Here is an 18,763-nt window from a genome sequence, read left to right as displayed (position 1 = left end):
ATTTTCCTCCTCACAGAGGGGGTGAAAAAGACGGTTGTTTTCTGTTTTCCTTTGACCATAATATTCTCCTTTCGCTTTGAAACTATCTTGAATTCCTTGGGACTGTAAGGCTCGTCCCCAATAGAGCGTTCCTCCCCAGATTTTTTGCCAAAAGGAACGCCCTTTGAAAAGCCTGAAACTGCCTGCACTGCGGGCAGTTGTGGCCGGCACGGCGCTCAAGGAGCGTCGTGATTTTCTCCTGCTTCTCGTTAGTCCAGGCCCCGCATCCGCCATTTCCGCCCCAAAGGGGGCAAATTTGCCCCTCCTTTGCCTGGGCGAGGCAGGGCCTTCCCCAGCCCTGCAATCGCCCACACAGCCCCTCACAGCGGGGCACACGGGGCTTTCTCTGGATTTCGTCCCAGGCACTTTTGCGCCTGCTGCCACTTTTGCTGTTTCTCCAGCTGGTCCATCTGCTGCTGGTAGTAACAGTCCAATGTGATTTGGATGGGGAGGATGGTGTACTGATTGTTGCCGTTCCACTTCATGCCGTGGCTGTCCAGGTAGCTGGTGTGTTCCACAGCGATGAGCTGTTTCTCCTCCAGTTTTGCGACGTGTTTCATGACAGTGGCTACCGTGAGATGTACCGCCGAGGCAATGGTTCGGTAGCTGGGATGACACTGATGGGTACGTCGATCTTCACAGTAGAGCAGGTAGGCGTAGACGGTGATGGCTCCGTGACCGAGATTCAGGAAGAACAATTCATTGGGCAGAGAGAAGAAATTCTTTCCGGTACTTTTGCACACTGGAACCAGCTGTTGATCCAGCAGGCCACGTTGTTTGAGCTCTACGAGTTGCTCTGTGGCCATGTCCTTGCTCATGTGCAGCTTGGATGCGATTTCGTCCGCACTGGGCGGGACAAATTCTTTGACGTGGGTGTAGAGATAGCAGAGATAGGTGAAGGCAGCGAAGGCCCAGGGCTTCAGCCCCCACTTCCAGATTTCGTTGGGCAGTGGGAAGCGATGGATCTTCGGATCACGCTGGTACAAAGACAAATTCAGTTGTGTTCACCTCCTTCCGTGTGTTCCACCACCCATTGGATGAACTGTTCCTTGGGCACCACCATGCGATTTCCGATGCGCAGCATGGGGAAGCCTGGTTCGTGCATGAGTTCGTACCCGCTGGACGCTGACACGCCCAGCACCTTTGCCACCGTCTCTGAGTTGAGAAACAGCGGCAGCTCGTCGTAGTGCTTGTACATGGATTGCTTCATTTCAAATTCTCCTTTACAAAAAAGTGAGGACATCAGCGGCGGTGCTGATGCCCTTCTGCTTGTATTGTGTCGGAGATTTTGTTAGACTGAGAAAAAGGTGTGACCAATTATTTTCCAGGTGGGACAATTTTTAGAGGCGGTGAAGCCCTATGAATGGAGATATTGTATTTTACATTCACGGCAGCACAATCGAATACGGTGGAACGCTGTTTGATGCCGGGGAACTGACCACGGACATCTTGAACCTGGGTCCCAGGGAGTACGCCTCTCTCCATGACCAACTTCAGCACATCCGGTCCTTGGCCCGGCAGTATGAGAGCACACAGGACAGAAGTGTGTGGTGGGAGCTGAATTGCTGTTTGATGGAGCTTCGTAGCCAGATGATGAAGTACCAGGTGTTTCAAGTTTTACTGCGGGACGACGAGCAGTTTCTCAACGAGGCTCAGCAGTACACGGAGCAGTTGACGTTCATCCCAGATCAAGAGATGGACTGCCCCATGACAACCCCGGAGCAGGGGGGAGCTGCGGCAGTGCAGGAGGAAGAGAACCAAAGCATTCCCCCACAACTTCTCATCTATCCTGGCAGCCGCAGAGAAAAATGGCTGTACTATCGCAAGCAGATGGACCGCTACCAGCGTTACCTGGAAGAAGTGGCGGCGTTTAATCCTACCGTCCACAACTTTATCAACTTCGTTCTCTCCAAACTTGAACACAATTCTTCTGAGAATTATGCCGCTGCCCTCTATCAGTTTTATAACGACAAGCGCCTGGTAGAGAAGCTAATCGTGAATCCCATGGGCCTGGAACACGCCTTTTATCAAAAATACGACCACTGTGTGGTGAGTTATGTACCAAGGGAATTGCCGGATGGGAAGTTTGCCATCTGCCAGGAGCATACCACCGACAGTTTGCAGATGCTGCTGAAGGCAGATTATATGACAGCCCTGAACGCCGGATACAACATCCGACGGTGCATTGTCTGCAAGAAATATTTTCTGGTACGAAGCGGCGCCCATGTGCTCTACTGCGAGGGTCGCTGTCCGCTGGATGAGCGCTTTACCTGCCGGCAGTATGGCAGCTATGAAATTCAGAAGGAACTGGCCCGGGATGTGCCAAAGATCAAGGCCAAAATCACTGCCTTCAACCGAATCCGGAAGGATTATCAGCGAGGCATCATCACAGAGGAGGAGATGCGGCGGCTCAAGGATGCCGTGCGGGACAGGCTGTTTGACGCACTGAGTAGCCCTGACATCTCCAATGAAGATTTTGAGCGCTCCATCTTCTCCCAGCATCTCTATCCGATTTGCAGAGTAGCCCGTCAGGCCAGGCCTCGAGGCCGTCCCCGCAAGGCAAAGGACGGTGACGGTGCATGACCAACGAGGAACTGTTGGTGAAAATAGCCGGAGGAGATGAGGCTGCCTTGAGCAAACTGTGCCTGATGAATACAGGATTGCTCAAGGATCGTGCTCGACTGATTGCCCGGCAGTATCACTGCCTGCGACAAACCAGACACGGTGGCCTGAGCGATTACGCAAAAGAAATGCTCTCCGAACTGGAGAGCGTAGGAAGGCTGGCACTGGTGGAGTGCGTCCGGACCGGCGACTATGATGCGGGAAAGGGGCAATTCACTACTTATGTCACCCCGTTTTTGGACGGAGCCATGCGGCGGCATTTGGAATGCAGCATGGGGACACTATCTTTGGACTGGGACAGCATGGGGGTGGTGCGAAAGGCACAGAACCGCTATCATCAAAAAGGGGAGAGTGTGGAGGAGATCAGCCAGGCGCTGGGCATCTCATTTCCTGCAGCGGCCAGAGACATTGCTTACCCTACCCATTTTTTCTCTGTTGATGACCTGCAAGACCCGGAAGAGGACGGAGACATCTTGGAGCGGCTCACACCAGGCTGGTTAGCTGGGTCACCAGAAGAAACCGTGATCCGTTCGTTGACTATGGAATGCCTGCGGGAAGAGTTCCTGCAGCTTGCCAAGAAGGATCAGGAGATTCTGGGACGGTGTTTCGGCGTGTACGGCTACCCCAAGTCAGATCTGCGGGAAATCGCCATACGCAACCGAATGAAGGAATCCGGCGTGGAGAAAGCCAAGGAGCAGGCCATCAAGCGGCTGCGGGATCGGTGTCTGGATAGCCTTGCATGGAAGCTACGCCGGGTCAGGCGGATGGTGGAACGGGCTTCACTGACAGAGGCCTAAATGCTACGGTATTATGCTCTGATGACTCTGAGGGTTACTTTTCGTGAGGCGTTTCCTAGAAATACATTAAACAAAAAAGTTAGTACCGGGGAAAATATAGCATATAGGTTGTCATATGTTCGAATTTAGCGAACTGGGAGAGGTGGCGCGGCAGAGCCGTGACGGAGCGCCTCAAGATCCCATTTGAGCCCATCGGCTCATTGAATATACTGGGGGGATTTAGTATAATATACATATATACTCTGGCACAAAAGAAAGATGCTATGATTACTGGCATCTTTAAAATAAGATAGATAGGATTTGGACGGATATCTGGGCCGGAGGCATCAGCAGCCTCATCACTGGTATTGAATAGTTCGCCTATCTGATGTTCATTCACTCCCTAGACGAGAAGGAGCTGGGACAGGAAGAGATGGAGAACCTCACCGAGGAGCAGATGCACAAGATTTGCCCCCGTCCCCGGCGGGTAGGCCATGCGGTGGAGTAAATTCGAGAACCGGGCCCCTGGACGTGTTCGATATCATTGCCTAGCGGGTCTTTCCCGCCCTTAAGAACATGCGCAGTAAAAACTCCCTGACTTTCAGGCGGAAGGCACCATGGTGGAGGTGAACGCCTAGAGCGGGACAGAGGGGCAGGAGGACACTGCTTTTGCCACCTATATGGACAGCGACATTTTTCTCATTTCCGCCCCCAGGTGCTGCAAAAGATCATCACCGGATTGGATGAACTCTATGGGAACGACATTACGGAGCGGGACATGCAGGGGACCTGTACGAGTATATGCCCAGTAAGGTCAGCACCGCCGGGGCCAACGGCTAATTTCGCACTCCCAAACACAACTGAGGCACGAGGGGGGAACTGCTGCAGCCAACCCACGACGATACCATCTGCGACCCAGTCTGTGGTACTGCTGGCTTCCTGGTCTTGGTGGCCCATTACATCTGAGAGCACTATGAGGACACCATGACCGAGGCAAAGTGGGCCCACTTTGCCAGGAACTGTTTCACGGGCTTTGATACCGACCACACCATGCTGTGTATTTCCGTCATGAACCTAATACTCTACTCAATCAGTCATCCGGATATCTTCTATCAGGACAGCGGGGCCAAGAAAAAACAAATCAGCGAGCGGTACACACTCTGTCTGACCAATCTCCTCCCCTTCAAGGGGACCGTTGATGCCGAGAGCATCAACGACGAATCAACACTATAAAGACCGAGCTGATCTTCATGACCCTCTTCCTGCACATGTTGAAGAAGGGGGGACGGTGCGCCTGTATCATCCCCGATGGGGCGCTGTTCGGGACTCCCAAGGCCATAAGGCCATCCACAAGGAGTTGGTGGAGAACCACCAGCTTCAGGCGTGATTTTCATGCCCCGTGTGGTGTTCAAGCCATATGCCGGAGTGTCCACGGCGGTGCTAGTGTTCACCAAGACCGGAGCGGGGGCACCGACCAAGTGTGGTTTTACGATATGAAGGCGGACGGCTATTCCCTGGACGACAAGCGCAGCCCGGTGTAGGAAAACGAAATTCCCAACATCATCGCCCGGTTTCACAGCTTGCCTCCCCTTCTGAGGAAGATGCTGCGGAAAGCGGCGGAGAGGGTGCCCGGGAGCGCACCGAGCAGTCCTTCCTGATGGACAAGGAGGAAATCACCCAGAACGACTATAACCCGTCCATCAACAAGTATAAAAAGGTGGAGTATCCCTCTACTATGGAAATCATGGCAGACCTGCAAAAGCTGGAGGTGACGAATAAAGCTCTGATGCAAGAATATTTTGACTAAAAACCAAGAGGAGATTAGAGAATAGTGAATATAACTTTCATGATTGGTAATGGCTTCGATGTAGGGCTGGGCATGAAAACGGGGTTCAAAGATTTTTTTCCTGTATACCTTGCTCAATCGGAAAAGAAGCCACAGGAAATTAAGCGGCTAGCCAAAGAAATCAAAAATGACTTTCAAACATGGTCAGATTTTGAATTACAAATGGGACAGTATACGGCTCTATTTGGCTCAGGTGAAATAGGGAAAATTATACAGCAGTTTAGAGACTTTCAAACAGAGTTCATGAAGTATTTGAAGGAAAAGCAAAAGGAACTCTCTTTTCAAGACAAGACAGCAATAGCAGAACTGATGTTGTCAGCATTAAAAGGTTTTTATACAACCACTAATTTACAGAATCGTTCAAGTGAAACAATAGAAAAAATTTTGAGGGCAAGGGCAGTAGAAAAAAGACAATTTCATTTTATCTCTTTTAATTACACATGTGCGTTAGAAAACTGCCTTGATACTATACCGGATAGATTGGTTGAGATAAGGAAGGTTGGTAAATCAACTATAAAGGATGTTGTTGGAAAAATTATACACGTGCATGGTACCGAAAGAAATGTTCCCATTATGGGAGTGGGGGATTCTTATCAGATTGCCAATAAAGAATTAGCTAGTAATGAGCGCTTTTTACGGTACTTTGTAAAACCAAAAATAAATGCTGCGCATAGAACCAACCAAGATGTTGAGACTTCAACCCTCATATCAAATAGTACAATTATATGTGTATATGGAATGTCGCTTGGCGCAACAGACAAAAATTGGTGGAATGAAGTCCTCCTTTGGTTGAAAGAAAATTCGGAACGACAACTGGTAATATTTGATTATGACCCGGAGTTTTCTAACACATCTCAATTTGATTGGATAGAAAAGGAATATTCTATACTTGATAAACTCGCGTCTTACAACAATGCAAGTGAACAGGATATTGAGATGCTTAGACCAAGAATACATATTGCCGTAAATAAGAATATTTTTGAAATGGATTTGAGGATGAAGTCTGTTGTTCTCGGGTAACCGTCAAATCTAGCCACGCATAGAAAAGCCGCCATTGGGAAACTACAGTGTCTTCCCAATGGCGGTAAACTTATTTAGGGATTCTGCATTCTACGGGGGCGCAGACAGGTGTTAGTTTTTTAGCCCATTCGCTTTCGCTCTGGGCCAAGCCAGGCGCATGGCTCAGTACCCAAAGCAAGTAGCGGTAGGGGGCTAAGCTGTTTTCCTTAGCTGTTTCAATCAGGCTGTAAATCACCGCACTGGACTGGGCTCCAGCTGGGATATTGGCGAACAGCCAATTCTTCCGTCCCATCACAAAATACTTTATGCTACGATTGGCGCAATTGTTGGAGAGTTCCAGTCTGCCATCCTCCAAGTATCGAATCAGGTATGGCCGCTGCGCTATCAAGTCATGCAACGCCTTTCCAAGAGCTGATTTGGATGCTGTGCTATTTCAATTACTTGCCCATACCAACAAAGTCTCCAGAACAGGCTCTTCCTGCTACAGACGCTTGGCATATCGTTCTTCTATTGGCAACTCTGCAAACTACTGTTCCATATGGCACAACTTCTCGAATTTGTGAGGGCAGCTTGTGGTAGCCCTGGTATCCATTCGCATGGAGCAAGCCAGAGAACCCTTTCAGGAACCTCTCTACATGTTCTGCTTTGCGATTGGGCTGATACTCAACAACACGATGGGATGCTCTGCGTCTCCACTGGTGCGGTATAGCCACATATAGGACTTGCTGGTAGCGGCTTTGTCCTTTTCCCGCAGCACCTGCAGCGTAGTCTCATCCCCATGAAGCACCTGATGTTGGCACAGCTGTTGGTGCAGCACATTGTAAATGGGGTTCAACCAGTCCTCAGCGGCATGGAGCAACCAGTTGGACATGGTCTGCCGGGTCAACTTCAGGCCCATGCGTTGAAATTCTTGCTCCAGCCGGTACAGTGGAGAGTCTATCCGATTCTGTTAGCTTCTTGGTGAGTCTACATGTTTCTGAGGTAATTCTCCCACAACAGCGCCTCTGCGACAAAACGGAGCTAGATTTGACGATGAATACTAAAAATCGTTCTTGCTGTATATGATGGATATTCCCTTAAGAAATATAGCCAGTTCCTCCACATGCTGCACATCTTCCCGAACCATCGCACGTTCTACAGCTATTTCCTGCCCAGTCTGGATAGAACTCAGATCGTCCACTTCCTTCACAAGAATTACATACACCATCTCCATGACATATCCAGCATTGGGAAGCGGAATTATGTGACCACGAGGGGGTGGAGACAGGGCTATCATAAATGCCATTGTCATACCACCCGTTTCCGCCGCCAGATGCCTGATTGGAGGGCTGTTCTGTTTTCTCCTGGCAATGAGAACACAAAATCCGCCCCTCTCCTTGACAGGCTGCACACAGAAAACCGCCGTCTCCGTGGCAGTCTTTGCACTGGATAACGCCAGTGCCACTGCATATGCAGGCATCTTTACCGGTTCCGCTGCAATAGGCGCAGCTGGAAATACCGGTGCCGCTGCACATCATACATTTCCCGTGAATTAAGGTGTATTCATCTCCGAAAATACCAGTGCCGTTACAGGAGATGCAGGTTCTTCCTCCTTCACCATTACAGGCCCCGCAGACTCGGTATTTGTTACCGTTACAGGTGGGGCAGGTTCTCTGTCCTTCTCCAGAGCACAGATCGCATTGGGTAAATCCTCTGTGTCCACACACCTCGCAGTCCAGATATCCCTCGTCGTTACACACAGAGCAGATGTCCGGTTCAGGAGTCCGGGTGGAAGGGGCGTTGTTATCATCTTTCTCTATATTTTGGGTGGAATAGAGGGTGCCTGTGGAGTCCTCCTGGTTTCTGCCCGAACTGGACGTGCACCCGGTAGTGAAAAGTACCAGGCAGAGGATTGTCAGAAGTAGCGCTGCTTTTTTCATAAATACGCTCCTTTCCGTTTCTTTGCTGTGCAGCTAAAATTGCATATGAGTTTTTGTGTAAATGTTTGGATTCTGCTAATTTCATCATATCATGTAAATTGCTGGATATCAACACAACATTTTTGTAAATCTTAAAATTTTATTTGATAAAAACAGAAGGAATAATGTTTTTATACGTAATATGGTGAAACAGATGCAACGGATTAGAGAGAGGTGTTCCTGATTTTTGGCTGTGATCGCAAAAACTGAAGAAGGCAGATGGACCTTGGTGCAACATGTGCTGAGCTGGTTTCTTATGCAGCCCAATAAACCGCAATCTGGTTGTTGACGTCAGAGTGGGGCCTCCAAGTGTTGTTTGCAGTGGCCCTGCCGGGACAAAGACACAAGAGGCACGAAGAAACGGATAAAAATAAAATTTATGTAAGATGATGTAAACATGTGGCGAAAGCAAATGACGAGTGCTATAATGCTGATAAAGAATTCCAGGGATTAGGGCTCTTTGCAGAGAGGCATATGGATATTGCCAAGGCCAAGCAAGAACAGGAGATGAAAAATAGGAGGTGGGATTTTGAACAGGAGGGAGTTTATTCGTCAGTTGGACGACTTACTGGCCGATTGGCCAAATCCTCAAGAGCGGGAAGAGAAGATCCTGCAGTACCAAGAGATGCTGGCTGATTTGAGTGAGAAAGAGGCATGCCAGAAAATCGATGATATGGGTGGAGCGCAGGGAGTAGCACAGGAACTGCGACGGAAGAAGGGCCTATCAATGGCAGCACCCAACAGAAAGACGAAAAAAATGTTGACGGACGGCTCCACGGAAAACTGGGGTTGGGGCGAGGAGTATGTACATAAAAGTAATGCTGCCAGATGCTCGAAGAAGGGAAAGCGGCAAGAAAACGGGCAAAGGAAGCGGGAGGGGAAGCGACAAGCCCCACCCCAGGGCACCTGGCAGGAAGACCCCCAGGAAAACCGGAAAAGGAAGCGGAGAGGGAACCGTTACCGGTATTTCAGTCTCTTTCTCCTGGCTGTTGCAGTCCTTGCCGTAGTACTGGTGGTGATAGCGGGTGTAAAGATTTGGATGCTTTTTCGCTAATGAAAGGTCATTGCAGCCCATGAGAGTGGATCTGTTGTGGTAAATTACCCCCTATTCTTGGAGGCCACTAGGCACAGATGGAATGCGTTTACAAAAATAGGTACAATCACCAATATACATATAGACTTGTGAAAAAAATAGAAGTATAATAAAAAGGCTTATATAAATCCGGCAGATGCCACAAATATGGAAGAGAGAACAAGAAATAATAGGGCGTCTGTGGACGGGGAAATAGAGAGATTTTGTGAAGGAGGAGTTGAGGATATGGCTTTGTCAAACAATGTGCAACAGTCCATTAGTGAATTTGATGTCCAGCATCCCGGGACGATTCGGATGAACAGCGGCAAGGTGCCGGCCCAGGAGGGGATTTACAGTCTGGTCATTGCAACAGGCGGTACGGGTATCGATGCTCTGTTGGAGACCAAGGGCTTGATTAATATGACTTGCTGCGAGGATGCAAACAACAAGAGCAAGCCCACCCCTAACGTGGCATATCGGGCGTTTGATACCGATAAGCGAAGCGTAGAGGAGGTGCACTCCAGTGCCCGTACCGGTGGTGTGATGCTGGATGCATCAAGGGGAGAATTTGTCCAGATGAAGGCGCCGGATATGGCGGCTTTCCTCAGTGATAAATTCCGGGATAATGTGCCGGACTACATTCGATCCTGGCTGGATTTTAATATCGATCCCATTACTGGTACGGATGGTGCTGGCGGCATCCGCCAGTGTGGCCGCCTGCTCATGTTTTTGAATATTGACCGAATTCGGGATGCCATTGGAAGCGCTATTCGCACCATGGTAGCAGGAAAACCAGTGGAGGCCCTGAACATCTACCTGATGACCGGCATTGGTGGCGGCACCGGAAGTGGCACCTTTATTGATTTGGCCTATATTATTCGTCAAGTGGCCACGGAGATTCTGCCCAATCGGGTGACCATGTATGGCTATATCTTTATGCCTGATGTGAACCTTGCCAGGGATGTAACGGAGGATACCAGAAAATTCATTCAGAAGAATGGCTATGCAGCGCTGAAAGAACTGGATTATCTGATGAACATGCATCAGGAAAAGGGAAAGTTTGTGCAGCGCTACAGTGATAATTTTGTAGTAGACACCGATCTGGCGCCGTTCCAGTATGTGCATCTCATCAGTGGCAGCGGTACTGGGGACACTGTGGTACTTAAAGACCCATACCGTCACGGTATGTGGGCCGTGGCGCAGAGCGTATTGAGCTTTGTGGCACAGGAGCAAGCCGCCGCTGGCACCAACGGATTTGCCATGCGCAGCCACTATGTTAACATCAGGCGCAGCGTAGATATGCATGTGCGCAAATACCCGGAACGATATAGCCCGTATCTGGCGCTGGGCGCTAGCAGCTATGAGTTGCCCATGGATGATATTCTGCTATATGTAACCAGCCTTCTGTTCGAAAAGATGGATAGCATGTTTGACCGTATCCCCTCACAGGAGGAGGTAAACAAGGCCTATGTGCAGCTGGGGCTTGAGCCGGGTAGTCTGCTGGCAGCTCTGCGGGGAAATCCTGCCAATCTGGCTCCTGCCGGATGCGGCTGGGAGGAACTTTTTGGAAAGAATGCCCAGTACAATCTCTCCAGACTGTGTGAGCGCTATCTGGATGGGGTAGCCCGTTCGGCAGAAGAGCAGGCCGATACTATGCTACGAAATTTTGAGGCCAAGTTTGAGCAGCTGGCGAGAAGTTGGTTTGTAGACGGAACCAAGGGACCGGTGTGGGTAAATCGGCTGATTGTTGCGGCATCTGCCCAGTGTCAGGGTTTGATGCAGAGAATGATGAAGGACTACAATATCGCCACTGGGCGCATAGGGCAGAGTCCCGTGGCACAGCAGAAGCTGATGCAGGAGGTAAAGGGGAAGGCATCTGCGGCTGCCGATGCGGGTGCCCTGCTTGGGGACCGACAGGGTAAGACGGAGCGATATATTCGGGCCGTGAATCAGTATGCGGATACCTGTGCGGAATATGCTGCTTTGGTACAGATGCAAAAGATTTATACCAAGTGCCAGGAGATCGTGTCGGAAAAGAATTCCAAGTTATTCGAGATGGTGGTCCAGGTGCTAAACGCCATGCGGGATGTCTGCAAGAAAAATGCGGATATTCTCACCAAGACCGAGTTGAACCAGGACGATAGCGGCAACAAGGTGTTTACCTGGAAGCCTCTGCGTATTCCCGATATCAGTGGCGTAATCCGACAGGCTTTTGATGGAAACGGCGATGCGCAATCCACCATCCAAAAGTTTGCCAGCGCCCTGATTCAGAGCGCCTATGAGTGGGCCGATGGCCAAGTGGATGTGCGCAGCTTTATCCGCCAGTATCTGGACAATAATCTCAGCCAGATTGCCAATCGTTCTCTGGAGGCCTATGTCACTGCAGCGCTGCAGGGGGCGAATCTGGACCAGTCGGTGCAGACGACCCTTGCCCCTGAGATGACGGAAAACTCCAAACCGCTGTTCAGCCTTTCGGATACCGCCGATAAGGGAGACTATCTGTGGTTGCTCAGTGTGCCTGAGGATTGCCCCAACATTCTGGCAGCATTCCAGAACTATAAGATGGCTCATCCAGATCTGGCCAATCGACTTACCGTCCAGGCCACCAGTATCAAAAGTCGGATTTTTGCTCAGAGCGTTATGAGTGCGGTGCCGCTGTCTGCCTATAAGCCGCTGACGGCCTACGAGACGGTCTATCTGGGCAGCTTGGGAGACCACGGACTGCACCTGTATATGGGGGCAAAGGAAAACTGGAAAGAACTCCCGACCCCCATTCCTTACCGTAGCCGTCCCAAGGCGGTGGGAGCCTACCCCGCTGGAATCAAGAACGGCGAAGAGGCAAATCGGCTTTTGTTCCAAGAGTGCCGTAAGTATCATGTCATTCGAACGCAAGAAGAGACGGCTCAGACTGAGTATGTACTGCATGTGGCCAAGCTGCCTGACCTGGATGAGCGGTTCAGCGAACACACGATGCGGGAGGGCCTGAAATGGTCAGCAGAAAAGCTGGAACAGGCACTTGCTCAGTTGGACGAATGGCTGGAGAAGGGCCTGCCTGATATCGAAATTACCGACGAAGTGCGGGACGTTTGTTATCGTGTGGCGCTGTGTGCGGTGCCGGGTCCGGGAGAGACGGATAGGCGGGAAGAGACTGCCCAGGAGTGCTTTATTGGTCAATATAATAACTTACGGCGAGCCCAGAGAGAGGTGGGGAAATACACCAAACTCCAGAGCAAGCGTGATGAGGTGGCCGGGTGGTATCGCCAGGCTGCCGGCGTGGTGCAGCAGGCCCGCCAGGTGGTGGAACTGTTGATCAGCGGCGAGGTTCGACTGGAGAAAAACGATAAGGGCGAGCAAGTGTACGTATATGGCAGCGACGAGCGGGTACGTGTGCTGATGAAAGTGGTTCACAGCCAAGGGTGGCGAGAAGCTGCGTTGGCCGATTGCCTGAGTTCCATGTTGGAGAGCGGGGAAGAGAATAAGCGGCTCTTGGCAACGGAGCGCCTGGAACGTGCCCACAGACAGTACCAGAGAATGGAGAATGCCACCAAACTGGGTAAGACAAATTCTCTTCTGAAGGCAGTAAGCAAGCGATACAGCTTCTTGCGTGATGACTTGCTGGAAGGGGTTGCTGACGAGGGAGTAACCCAGGACACTGTGAATTTCTATGAGAAGATGGTAGCCTACCTGAAGAAAGAACAGCGTGAGCTGGAGCGCTTAGCGGGCGAGGACGATGGTGAAGACGAGTTCTAAGTCGATTGGCTTCTAATGGAGCGTCAATGACCTACGCCGGGCCGGTATCCCATTGGGGTGCCGGCCCTACGGGGTTTATGGATAATATAATTGGTCGGCCCGGTGCATGGCCTGGGCAGGGACAGCGGGGGGAAAACAAATTGTTATACGATGATTTGATTGAGATTGCCCGGGAGAAGCAGCATAGACGGCGCCTGGGCAACGTACACAAATCGGTACCATATCCGCAGATATTGCTGGTAGTGGGTGACGAGATGGCCAGCTGGCTGGATGCACTGTATCAGCAGGTGGCAAGTCGCTGGTCCAGCAGCCTAAGCGCTTTACAGGTGATTTACTGCTCCAGTACACCCTATGTGGGTACAGCGCCAGTGCAACAGATGACCTTTAGTCAGTTGAAGGGGAATGTGGAGCCGACATCGCTGCGCCAAGCACCAGAGCTGCTGCATAAATTCAACCAGATTGTTGCAGAGGTAGTGGAGAAGACCAGCCACACGCCAGGCTTGCGGATGAACCGAGCAAATATTCATGTGGTTCTGCAGCCTCAAAGTCCGTTGTCCGTTTTGGTGCAGGATTTGATTGCAGTTGTCCAGGGCCATCTAGCGGGATATGGTGCCATAGTGTGTGACAGCCGCATCTACTTGTTACTACCGGATCACATTTCAACCGGAGCGGAAAAGGAGAATACCAACGCCTTTTTGGAGCAAATGCTTCAGATGAGCAACGGGGCTTATGAGCAACCGGTTTTGCTACAGCAGCGGGATGGAGCGTTTACTACCTATACAACCAACCGGTTGGTGCAGTATGTGATGTTGCTGGATGAGTGGAACGAATACTACCAGCGGTATGACCTCCATGGCGAACGGATACAGCTGGTGGGAGATTTGATCGAGACATCGGAATGGATGAACGGAAGTTTTCTGCAGACGGTGGGGGTACAGGAGACGCACGCCGGACCGGAATACTGGCTGGCGGCGGCGGCCAGCCAGCTATATATGCAGGCAGAGGATGAGCTGGAGGGACCGGGAACGGTGGATCTTGCCACGTTGCAGCAGGCAATCCAAAAGTTTGCGGAACAGCAGATGCAGGGGTTGGAGAATATTTTTGACTTCTGCTGTGTGTATCGCCCGTTCCATCAGGCCGGGTTGCGTCAATACACCATTGATCAAGTGGAAGAAAGAGTGTTTGGTAAGGGAATGGAGCAGCTGTATGCCCAATGGCTGGAGCACCTAAATTTTTCTGCGCTGCCAGCTGAGTTGGACAAAATGCTTCAGGAAATCCCCTCTATTGTGCTCCTGGAGCAGTTGAGTCATCAGCTGGATAACTGGGCCAATGAGCTGGAAGCGGGAGAACAGTCACTGCCTGCGTTACAGTGCGATGGGCTCACATTCCGAAACGCATCCAGTATGGATACAGCGGCCAGACAGCTGCGTCAGTATATTGTTCAAAACAAATACTCCATACAGGGGAGAAATGATGGCAAGAAACTGCAGAGGGATGTTGCACGTCTGTGTGCACAGGCTTGCCGGAAACGGATGGAAGATTTACAGCATCAACAGGTAATGATCAGGGATTTTGGCCGGGAGTTGCAACAGGTGTGGTACCAGCTGCGGGACAGCTTCAACGAAGGACGGCCGCTGCCCGTACAATGGCTGGGGCAAACACCGGACGCAGGGCTTCTGCGTCAATGTGTGGAAAAATCCGGGGCGAATCCGCAGGCTTGGGTTAGGGATTTCTTAGAAACCTTGGCCGACCGTGTGGACCTCAATGGGCAGAAGGTTGCTTGCACTGGTGAGGCACCGCTATGTTGTCGACTCACCATTGGCTTCGGCTTACAGACCCAGAACCGGGACATTCAAGATGGCATTTCTGCAGGGCGAACGCTTCGCTTTGCTGCACTGAGTTCTGGCGAATATACCGATGGGACGGCAGGAAGATCCTTTTTGCTGCACTCGGCCCAGGAGTGAGCGTTGGCATAGAGAGAAGGGGGAGTAAGATATGAGCGACCAGTGGAATACAGATTTTTCTCATGTAGATGGGGATTGGAAGAACGGAATTGACACGTGGGGAAGCGCCATCGCCGAAATGGACACGGGATGGAGCAGTGTAGACGGAGCAAACAAGGACTCCAGGGACGGAACTCGCGTGTTTCACTGGCGTATGCTGGTCAGTGCGTTGATTGGTGCGCTGGTCGGCACGGTTGTAGGGCTAGTGCTGTATGACAGGCTCTATGATAGCTCCGGCAGTAATATTTTGCTGGTGGGTGGCATTTGTGGCATCCTGGTTGGCCTGATTCTTATGGCCTGTGTAATCTGCGAACTGATCAACCCCTGTTTGACTGTGGACAGACAGGTCTCAATGAAGCATGTCGGTATAGCCCTGGCAGCGGCAGTGGTAACGTTTTTATTGATGTGTGTGTGTGAGTTTATCTACGAAATGGACAGTGCGTATACTGTGGCCGAGTTCAACGACTATATTTTTGTGGTGGACGATTCGGGCAGTATGTCCAGTAGCGACCCCAACAACCTGCGCTACAGCGCAATGGAGAATCTGCTGGACAGCATGGGGCAGGACAAACGGGTTGGATTGATTCGATTTACTGAGCAGCCAGATGCTGCTCCCATCCAGATAGATTACCTGACTCCGGGCCATAAGGAGAGGCTGGAGGAGAATATCCAACACCATCAGTCCACCGGGGGAACCGATATTCAGACGGCACTGGAACAGGCGCTGGACATGTACCGTCAAAGCGCTCTGTCAGGGCGTCATCCTGTAGTGGTACTGTTGTCAGACGGAGGCAGTTTCGTGAATGTGAGTGGGGTTGCTCACCAGTACCTGAAGGAAGGTGTGGCCATTAGCACCGTGGCGTTGGGGCCCGGAGCCAGTGAAGAGTTGCTGCAACAGTTGGCCCAGGCCACTGGCGGTCAGTATTTTCAGGTAGAAGAAGCAGATGGGCTGGTGACAGCCTTCCAACAGGTGAATCGAGCGGTAAGCTACCGCTGCTTGTTTGCTCCACGGCCCGGTCCCCAGCGGGATAATGTACTATATATGGTCTTACGAGTGGTGTTTCTGCTGTTGCCGGCTATGCTCGTAGCTGCGGCTGTGGTAATTCTGTTTTCCCAGCGGGGAATCGAGCGCCAATTTGTGGTGTCGGCAGTGGCAGGGCTACTGTCCGGGCTGCTGATGGAGCTTGGCATGTATTGGTTCTTGCCCCAGATGCCTGTACGGGCTGTTTGCTGGATTTTGTATGGGATTGTAACGGTGTTCTATATTTATCGCAACAGTGGTGTTTACCAGACCGGACTAAAGGAACGAAATTTTGGCGGCGGAAATGGCGCATTTCAGCGCATGGTGGACAGCCAAAAGAATTTGACCCACAGTGAATTACAGAATCCCCAGGATATTACCCGGGATGAATTGAACAGAAACGACGATTGGGGGGTATGACCAGTGGCGGTATCCAATTTATTTTGCCGGAGAGTCAAGGACGGCGTGCGGATTAGCTGGGCATGGACAACAGAATTTCATACCGCTTCTATTACCCTGCTGCGGATTTTAGATGGTGCAGTTTTGTTGACCCAACAAGTTTCCCGAGCAACGTTTGACCAGGCCATCTCCAGCTCCCAGGGCGGGATCCTGTGCGAGGCACCGCTGGAGCCAATCGCGGTGCGGGTGGCAGACGGCAACAATAGCTGTGAATATGAGTTGCGGGACAATCCTTATGTGGTAGAGTGGCGCTTTGTCAACAAGAAATTCATGACCAGGCGTACGTTGTTTTCCCCATCCCGGGAGCAGAGGGTAGAGCATTATCTTCAGTTAAAGTACCCCTGTAAGGTACAGGCACCGGAGGGAATGTTCTACTATACGGTTTCGGGCAAGGGTTCTGGAGAGAAGGAGAACTTCCGGGGGGTGTTGCCCGGGATCGACGAGGGAATGAATACCTACGGCCTGCTGTTGCCCCAGGGCGGTCGGAGGCTAGAGTTACACTGTGATTTGCAGCAGGACACAGGACTTGCACAGCTGTTTCAGTTTCGGCAGTTGCCCGATATGGAGCAACAAGAAGAGATACGGTAGGGAGGACATAACCTATGGGATTTTTTGTCAAACGAAAGCATGAGGAAGAGCATGGGCCGAAATATGAGGGGCCGGAAATTTTTCTTCAGAAGACCAGAGCACACCTGGAGCCAGACGGGAAAAATTATGAGGTAGTATGCCCCTATTGCTTATCCAAGTTTCATGTGTGGGACTTGCAGTTCCGCTCCGCATCCAATACAGATACCGTTGAAGAAAGTGGCATCCAGCGGGCATATCCCCTGGAGGAAGACGAAGCGTATGCGTCGTTCTGGCAGGGAATGAATATGCCTGTGGCGGATGCGATGAAGCCGTTTATTTTGCGACTGGACGACACGGAAAATGTACGTGCAGTGCAGCTGTGGGACAGCGATCAGTGGCTGGATATGAGCAACCGGGAAATCCGGGCAATGGTGCAGGAACAGGCAATTTGTCGTGTAAAGGATAAGTTCGGTGGAATCAGCAAAGAGCGCATTTGTCCGCACTGCCATAATACATTACCTGAGGTGATCGGCCGATATCCAAACTATATTTTTTCCATGATCGGGAATACCTCCAGCGGCAAAACGGTGTATCTCCAGAGACTGAAGAGTTGCTTGATGAATAACGTGCTGCTGCCACAGCGTCAAATGGCATTGCAGCTGTTAAGTGAGAGTAACCTCAATGTGGCCATGGAGACCAAGCGGATGTTTGAAGAAACGGCGGAGATGAAGAAAAAGCTCAGCGATGCCACCTCAGTGGGATATATGCATCCGGTTATTTTGGAGCTGATTCGGGGAGAGGAGCACATTTTGGTCACCCTCTTTGATTTCCCCGGTGAGGCAATTTGGGAGGAAAACCGCACGGCCTTCTTCAGCACACTCATGCAGAAAAATGGCGAGAATACCGACGGATGGTTATTTATGTTGGATAGCACCATGTTGTCGTCGGTCCGAAGCTGTATACAGAGCTATCATGAAGAAAATCTGCTGTCGGTCAAGGACAAGAATGATCCGCAGCAGAATGCAGAACCGGCATATATTGTGAGCCAGTTCACCAAGGCGTATGGTCTTGGAAACCGGGTGCAGTGCCCGGTGGCGTTTACGCTTTCCAAATCGGACGTCATTCGTTATTTCGCCCAAAAATGTGAGGCCAGCACACTCCCTGGCCTGACCGGTACGGAGACGTTTATGCAGCTAGATTTGAACAATGACCGGGATAAGGTGGATTTAGATGAGTTGTATCAGTGCCACAGCGAACTAAAACACTTTTTAAAGGGCGATTTGGTGCTTAACTATACCGGAAGCTGCCCGCAGCACGCCTGGTTTGCAGTTTCAGCTACCGGGGTGGAAGTGAGAGATGGTATCCTGGAGGCGAAGGCTCCGGCCTGCCGAGTAGTGGATCCTCTGGAATGGTTGCTCTGGATGGTGGGTGCAGTACCTGGCGTGGCGTTCAAGAGCAAGGAGTGGGCGAGAAGCTTGGGCGGGATGACCCCCGGCAGAAAAGCCTAATGTAGCAGCGGGAAGAGGAGAGGGGGCTTACGGCCATGGCGAGAGGTCTGGACCGGCCAGGAGAAGACGGATATTTGTGCGGACAGTGTTTTACACCTCATCAGAAAAACGATGTGCTGTTT

17 protein-coding genes and 1 pseudogene are annotated in these 18,763 nt (G+C 51.1%); 11 read left to right on the top strand and 7 right to left on the bottom strand.

The window, feature by feature from the left end; genetic code table 11:
- The 3 genes from B5F12_RS11985 to B5F12_RS04155 form a co-directional block, all read right to left on the bottom strand.
- Window positions 1–219, bottom strand: a 219-nt coding sequence (locus B5F12_RS11985) for a hypothetical protein (protein WP_204221470.1), incomplete at its 3' end; no start/stop codon positions are given.
- Between the two features lie 140 nt (window positions 220–359).
- Complete coding sequence (locus tag B5F12_RS04160) at window positions 360–1,031, bottom strand: helix-turn-helix domain-containing protein (RefSeq protein WP_242954884.1); 672 nt, start codon at window positions 1,029–1,031, stop codon at window positions 360–362.
- A 2-nt stretch (window positions 1,032–1,033) separates the two neighbouring features.
- Window positions 1,034–1,249 (bottom strand): helix-turn-helix domain-containing protein, encoded by a 216-nt coding sequence (locus B5F12_RS04155; RefSeq protein ID WP_087230736.1) that lies wholly within the window; start codon window positions 1,247–1,249, stop codon window positions 1,034–1,036.
- A 149-nt stretch (window positions 1,250–1,398) separates the two neighbouring features.
- On the opposite strand from B5F12_RS04155, the gene B5F12_RS04150 reads away from it, so the two are divergent.
- From B5F12_RS04150 to B5F12_RS04135, 5 genes are all read left to right on the top strand, one after another.
- Complete coding sequence (locus B5F12_RS04150) at window positions 1,399–2,622, top strand: DUF6076 domain-containing protein (protein WP_087230733.1); 1,224 nt, start codon at window positions 1,399–1,401, stop codon at window positions 2,620–2,622.
- Window positions 2,619–3,458 carry a hypothetical protein gene (locus B5F12_RS04145; RefSeq protein WP_087230730.1) on the top strand — a complete coding sequence of 280 codons (840 nt, stop codon included), beginning with the start codon at window positions 2,619–2,621 and terminating at the stop codon, window positions 3,456–3,458. Before B5F12_RS04150 ends, B5F12_RS04145 begins: the two co-directional genes overlap by 4 nt.
- 963 nt (window positions 3,459–4,421) lie before the next feature.
- The gene (locus tag B5F12_RS12150; protein ID WP_242954883.1) at window positions 4,422–4,670 is read left to right on the top strand and encodes a hypothetical protein; all 249 of its coding nucleotides are present in this window, start codon (window positions 4,422–4,424) and stop codon (window positions 4,668–4,670) included.
- Window positions 4,671–5,094: 424 nt separating this feature from the next.
- Window positions 5,095–5,244, top strand: a complete 150-nt coding sequence (locus B5F12_RS12145; RefSeq protein WP_242954882.1) for a hypothetical protein — start codon at window positions 5,095–5,097, stop codon at window positions 5,242–5,244.
- 24 nt (window positions 5,245–5,268) lie between these two features.
- Complete coding sequence (locus tag B5F12_RS04135; RefSeq protein WP_087230727.1) at window positions 5,269–6,303, top strand: AbiH family protein; 1,035 nt, start codon at window positions 5,269–5,271, stop codon at window positions 6,301–6,303.
- 70 nt (window positions 6,304–6,373) lie between these two features.
- Here B5F12_RS04135 and B5F12_RS12265 read toward each other — a convergent pair whose 3' ends face one another.
- The 4 genes and pseudogenes from B5F12_RS12265 to B5F12_RS04125 form a co-directional block, all read right to left on the bottom strand.
- Window positions 6,374–6,538: a transposase domain-containing protein gene (locus tag B5F12_RS12265; RefSeq protein ID WP_275532696.1), complete on the bottom strand. Its 165-nt coding sequence runs from the start codon at window positions 6,536–6,538 to the stop codon at window positions 6,374–6,376.
- 21 nt (window positions 6,539–6,559) lie between these two features.
- A pseudogene (locus B5F12_RS12260) lies at window positions 6,560–6,718 on the bottom strand (transposase); the annotation flags it as partial.
- 216 nt (window positions 6,719–6,934) lie between these two features.
- Window positions 6,935–7,201 (bottom strand): transposase, encoded by a 267-nt coding sequence (locus B5F12_RS11660; protein ID WP_143482326.1) that lies wholly within the window; start codon window positions 7,199–7,201, stop codon window positions 6,935–6,937.
- A 141-nt stretch (window positions 7,202–7,342) separates the two neighbouring features.
- Complete coding sequence (locus B5F12_RS04125; protein WP_087230724.1) at window positions 7,343–7,762, bottom strand: hypothetical protein; 420 nt, start codon at window positions 7,760–7,762, stop codon at window positions 7,343–7,345.
- A 1,028-nt stretch (window positions 7,763–8,790) separates the two neighbouring features.
- Between B5F12_RS04125 and B5F12_RS04120 the strand changes: the two genes are divergently transcribed.
- From B5F12_RS04120 to B5F12_RS04095, 6 genes are all read left to right on the top strand, one after another.
- On the top strand, window positions 8,791–9,315 hold the full coding sequence (locus B5F12_RS04120) for a hypothetical protein (protein WP_087230721.1): 525 nt from the start codon (window positions 8,791–8,793) through the stop codon (window positions 9,313–9,315).
- Window positions 9,316–9,579: 264 nt separating this feature from the next.
- Window positions 9,580–13,083: a tubulin-like doman-containing protein gene (locus B5F12_RS04115; protein ID WP_158096741.1), complete on the top strand. Its 3,504-nt coding sequence runs from the start codon at window positions 9,580–9,582 to the stop codon at window positions 13,081–13,083.
- A 140-nt stretch (window positions 13,084–13,223) separates the two neighbouring features.
- Window positions 13,224–15,047, top strand: a complete 1,824-nt coding sequence (locus B5F12_RS04110; RefSeq protein ID WP_143482325.1) for a hypothetical protein — start codon at window positions 13,224–13,226, stop codon at window positions 15,045–15,047.
- 31 nt (window positions 15,048–15,078) lie between these two features.
- Window positions 15,079–16,527, top strand: a complete 1,449-nt coding sequence (locus B5F12_RS04105) for a vWA domain-containing protein (RefSeq protein WP_087230712.1) — start codon at window positions 15,079–15,081, stop codon at window positions 16,525–16,527.
- A 3-nt stretch (window positions 16,528–16,530) separates the two neighbouring features.
- Complete coding sequence (locus B5F12_RS04100; protein WP_087230709.1) at window positions 16,531–17,154, top strand: hypothetical protein; 624 nt, start codon at window positions 16,531–16,533, stop codon at window positions 17,152–17,154.
- A 14-nt stretch (window positions 17,155–17,168) separates the two neighbouring features.
- Window positions 17,169–18,641, top strand: a complete 1,473-nt coding sequence (locus B5F12_RS04095; RefSeq protein WP_087230706.1) for a hypothetical protein — start codon at window positions 17,169–17,171, stop codon at window positions 18,639–18,641.
- Window positions 18,642–18,763 lie beyond the last annotated feature (122 nt).

The organism is Pseudoflavonifractor sp. An176 (assembly GCF_002160435.1).
In the GTDB taxonomy this organism is placed as follows: domain Bacteria; phylum Bacillota; class Clostridia; order Oscillospirales; family Oscillospiraceae; genus Enterenecus; species Enterenecus faecium.
This window is presented reverse-complemented; position numbering and strand designations above follow the sequence as displayed.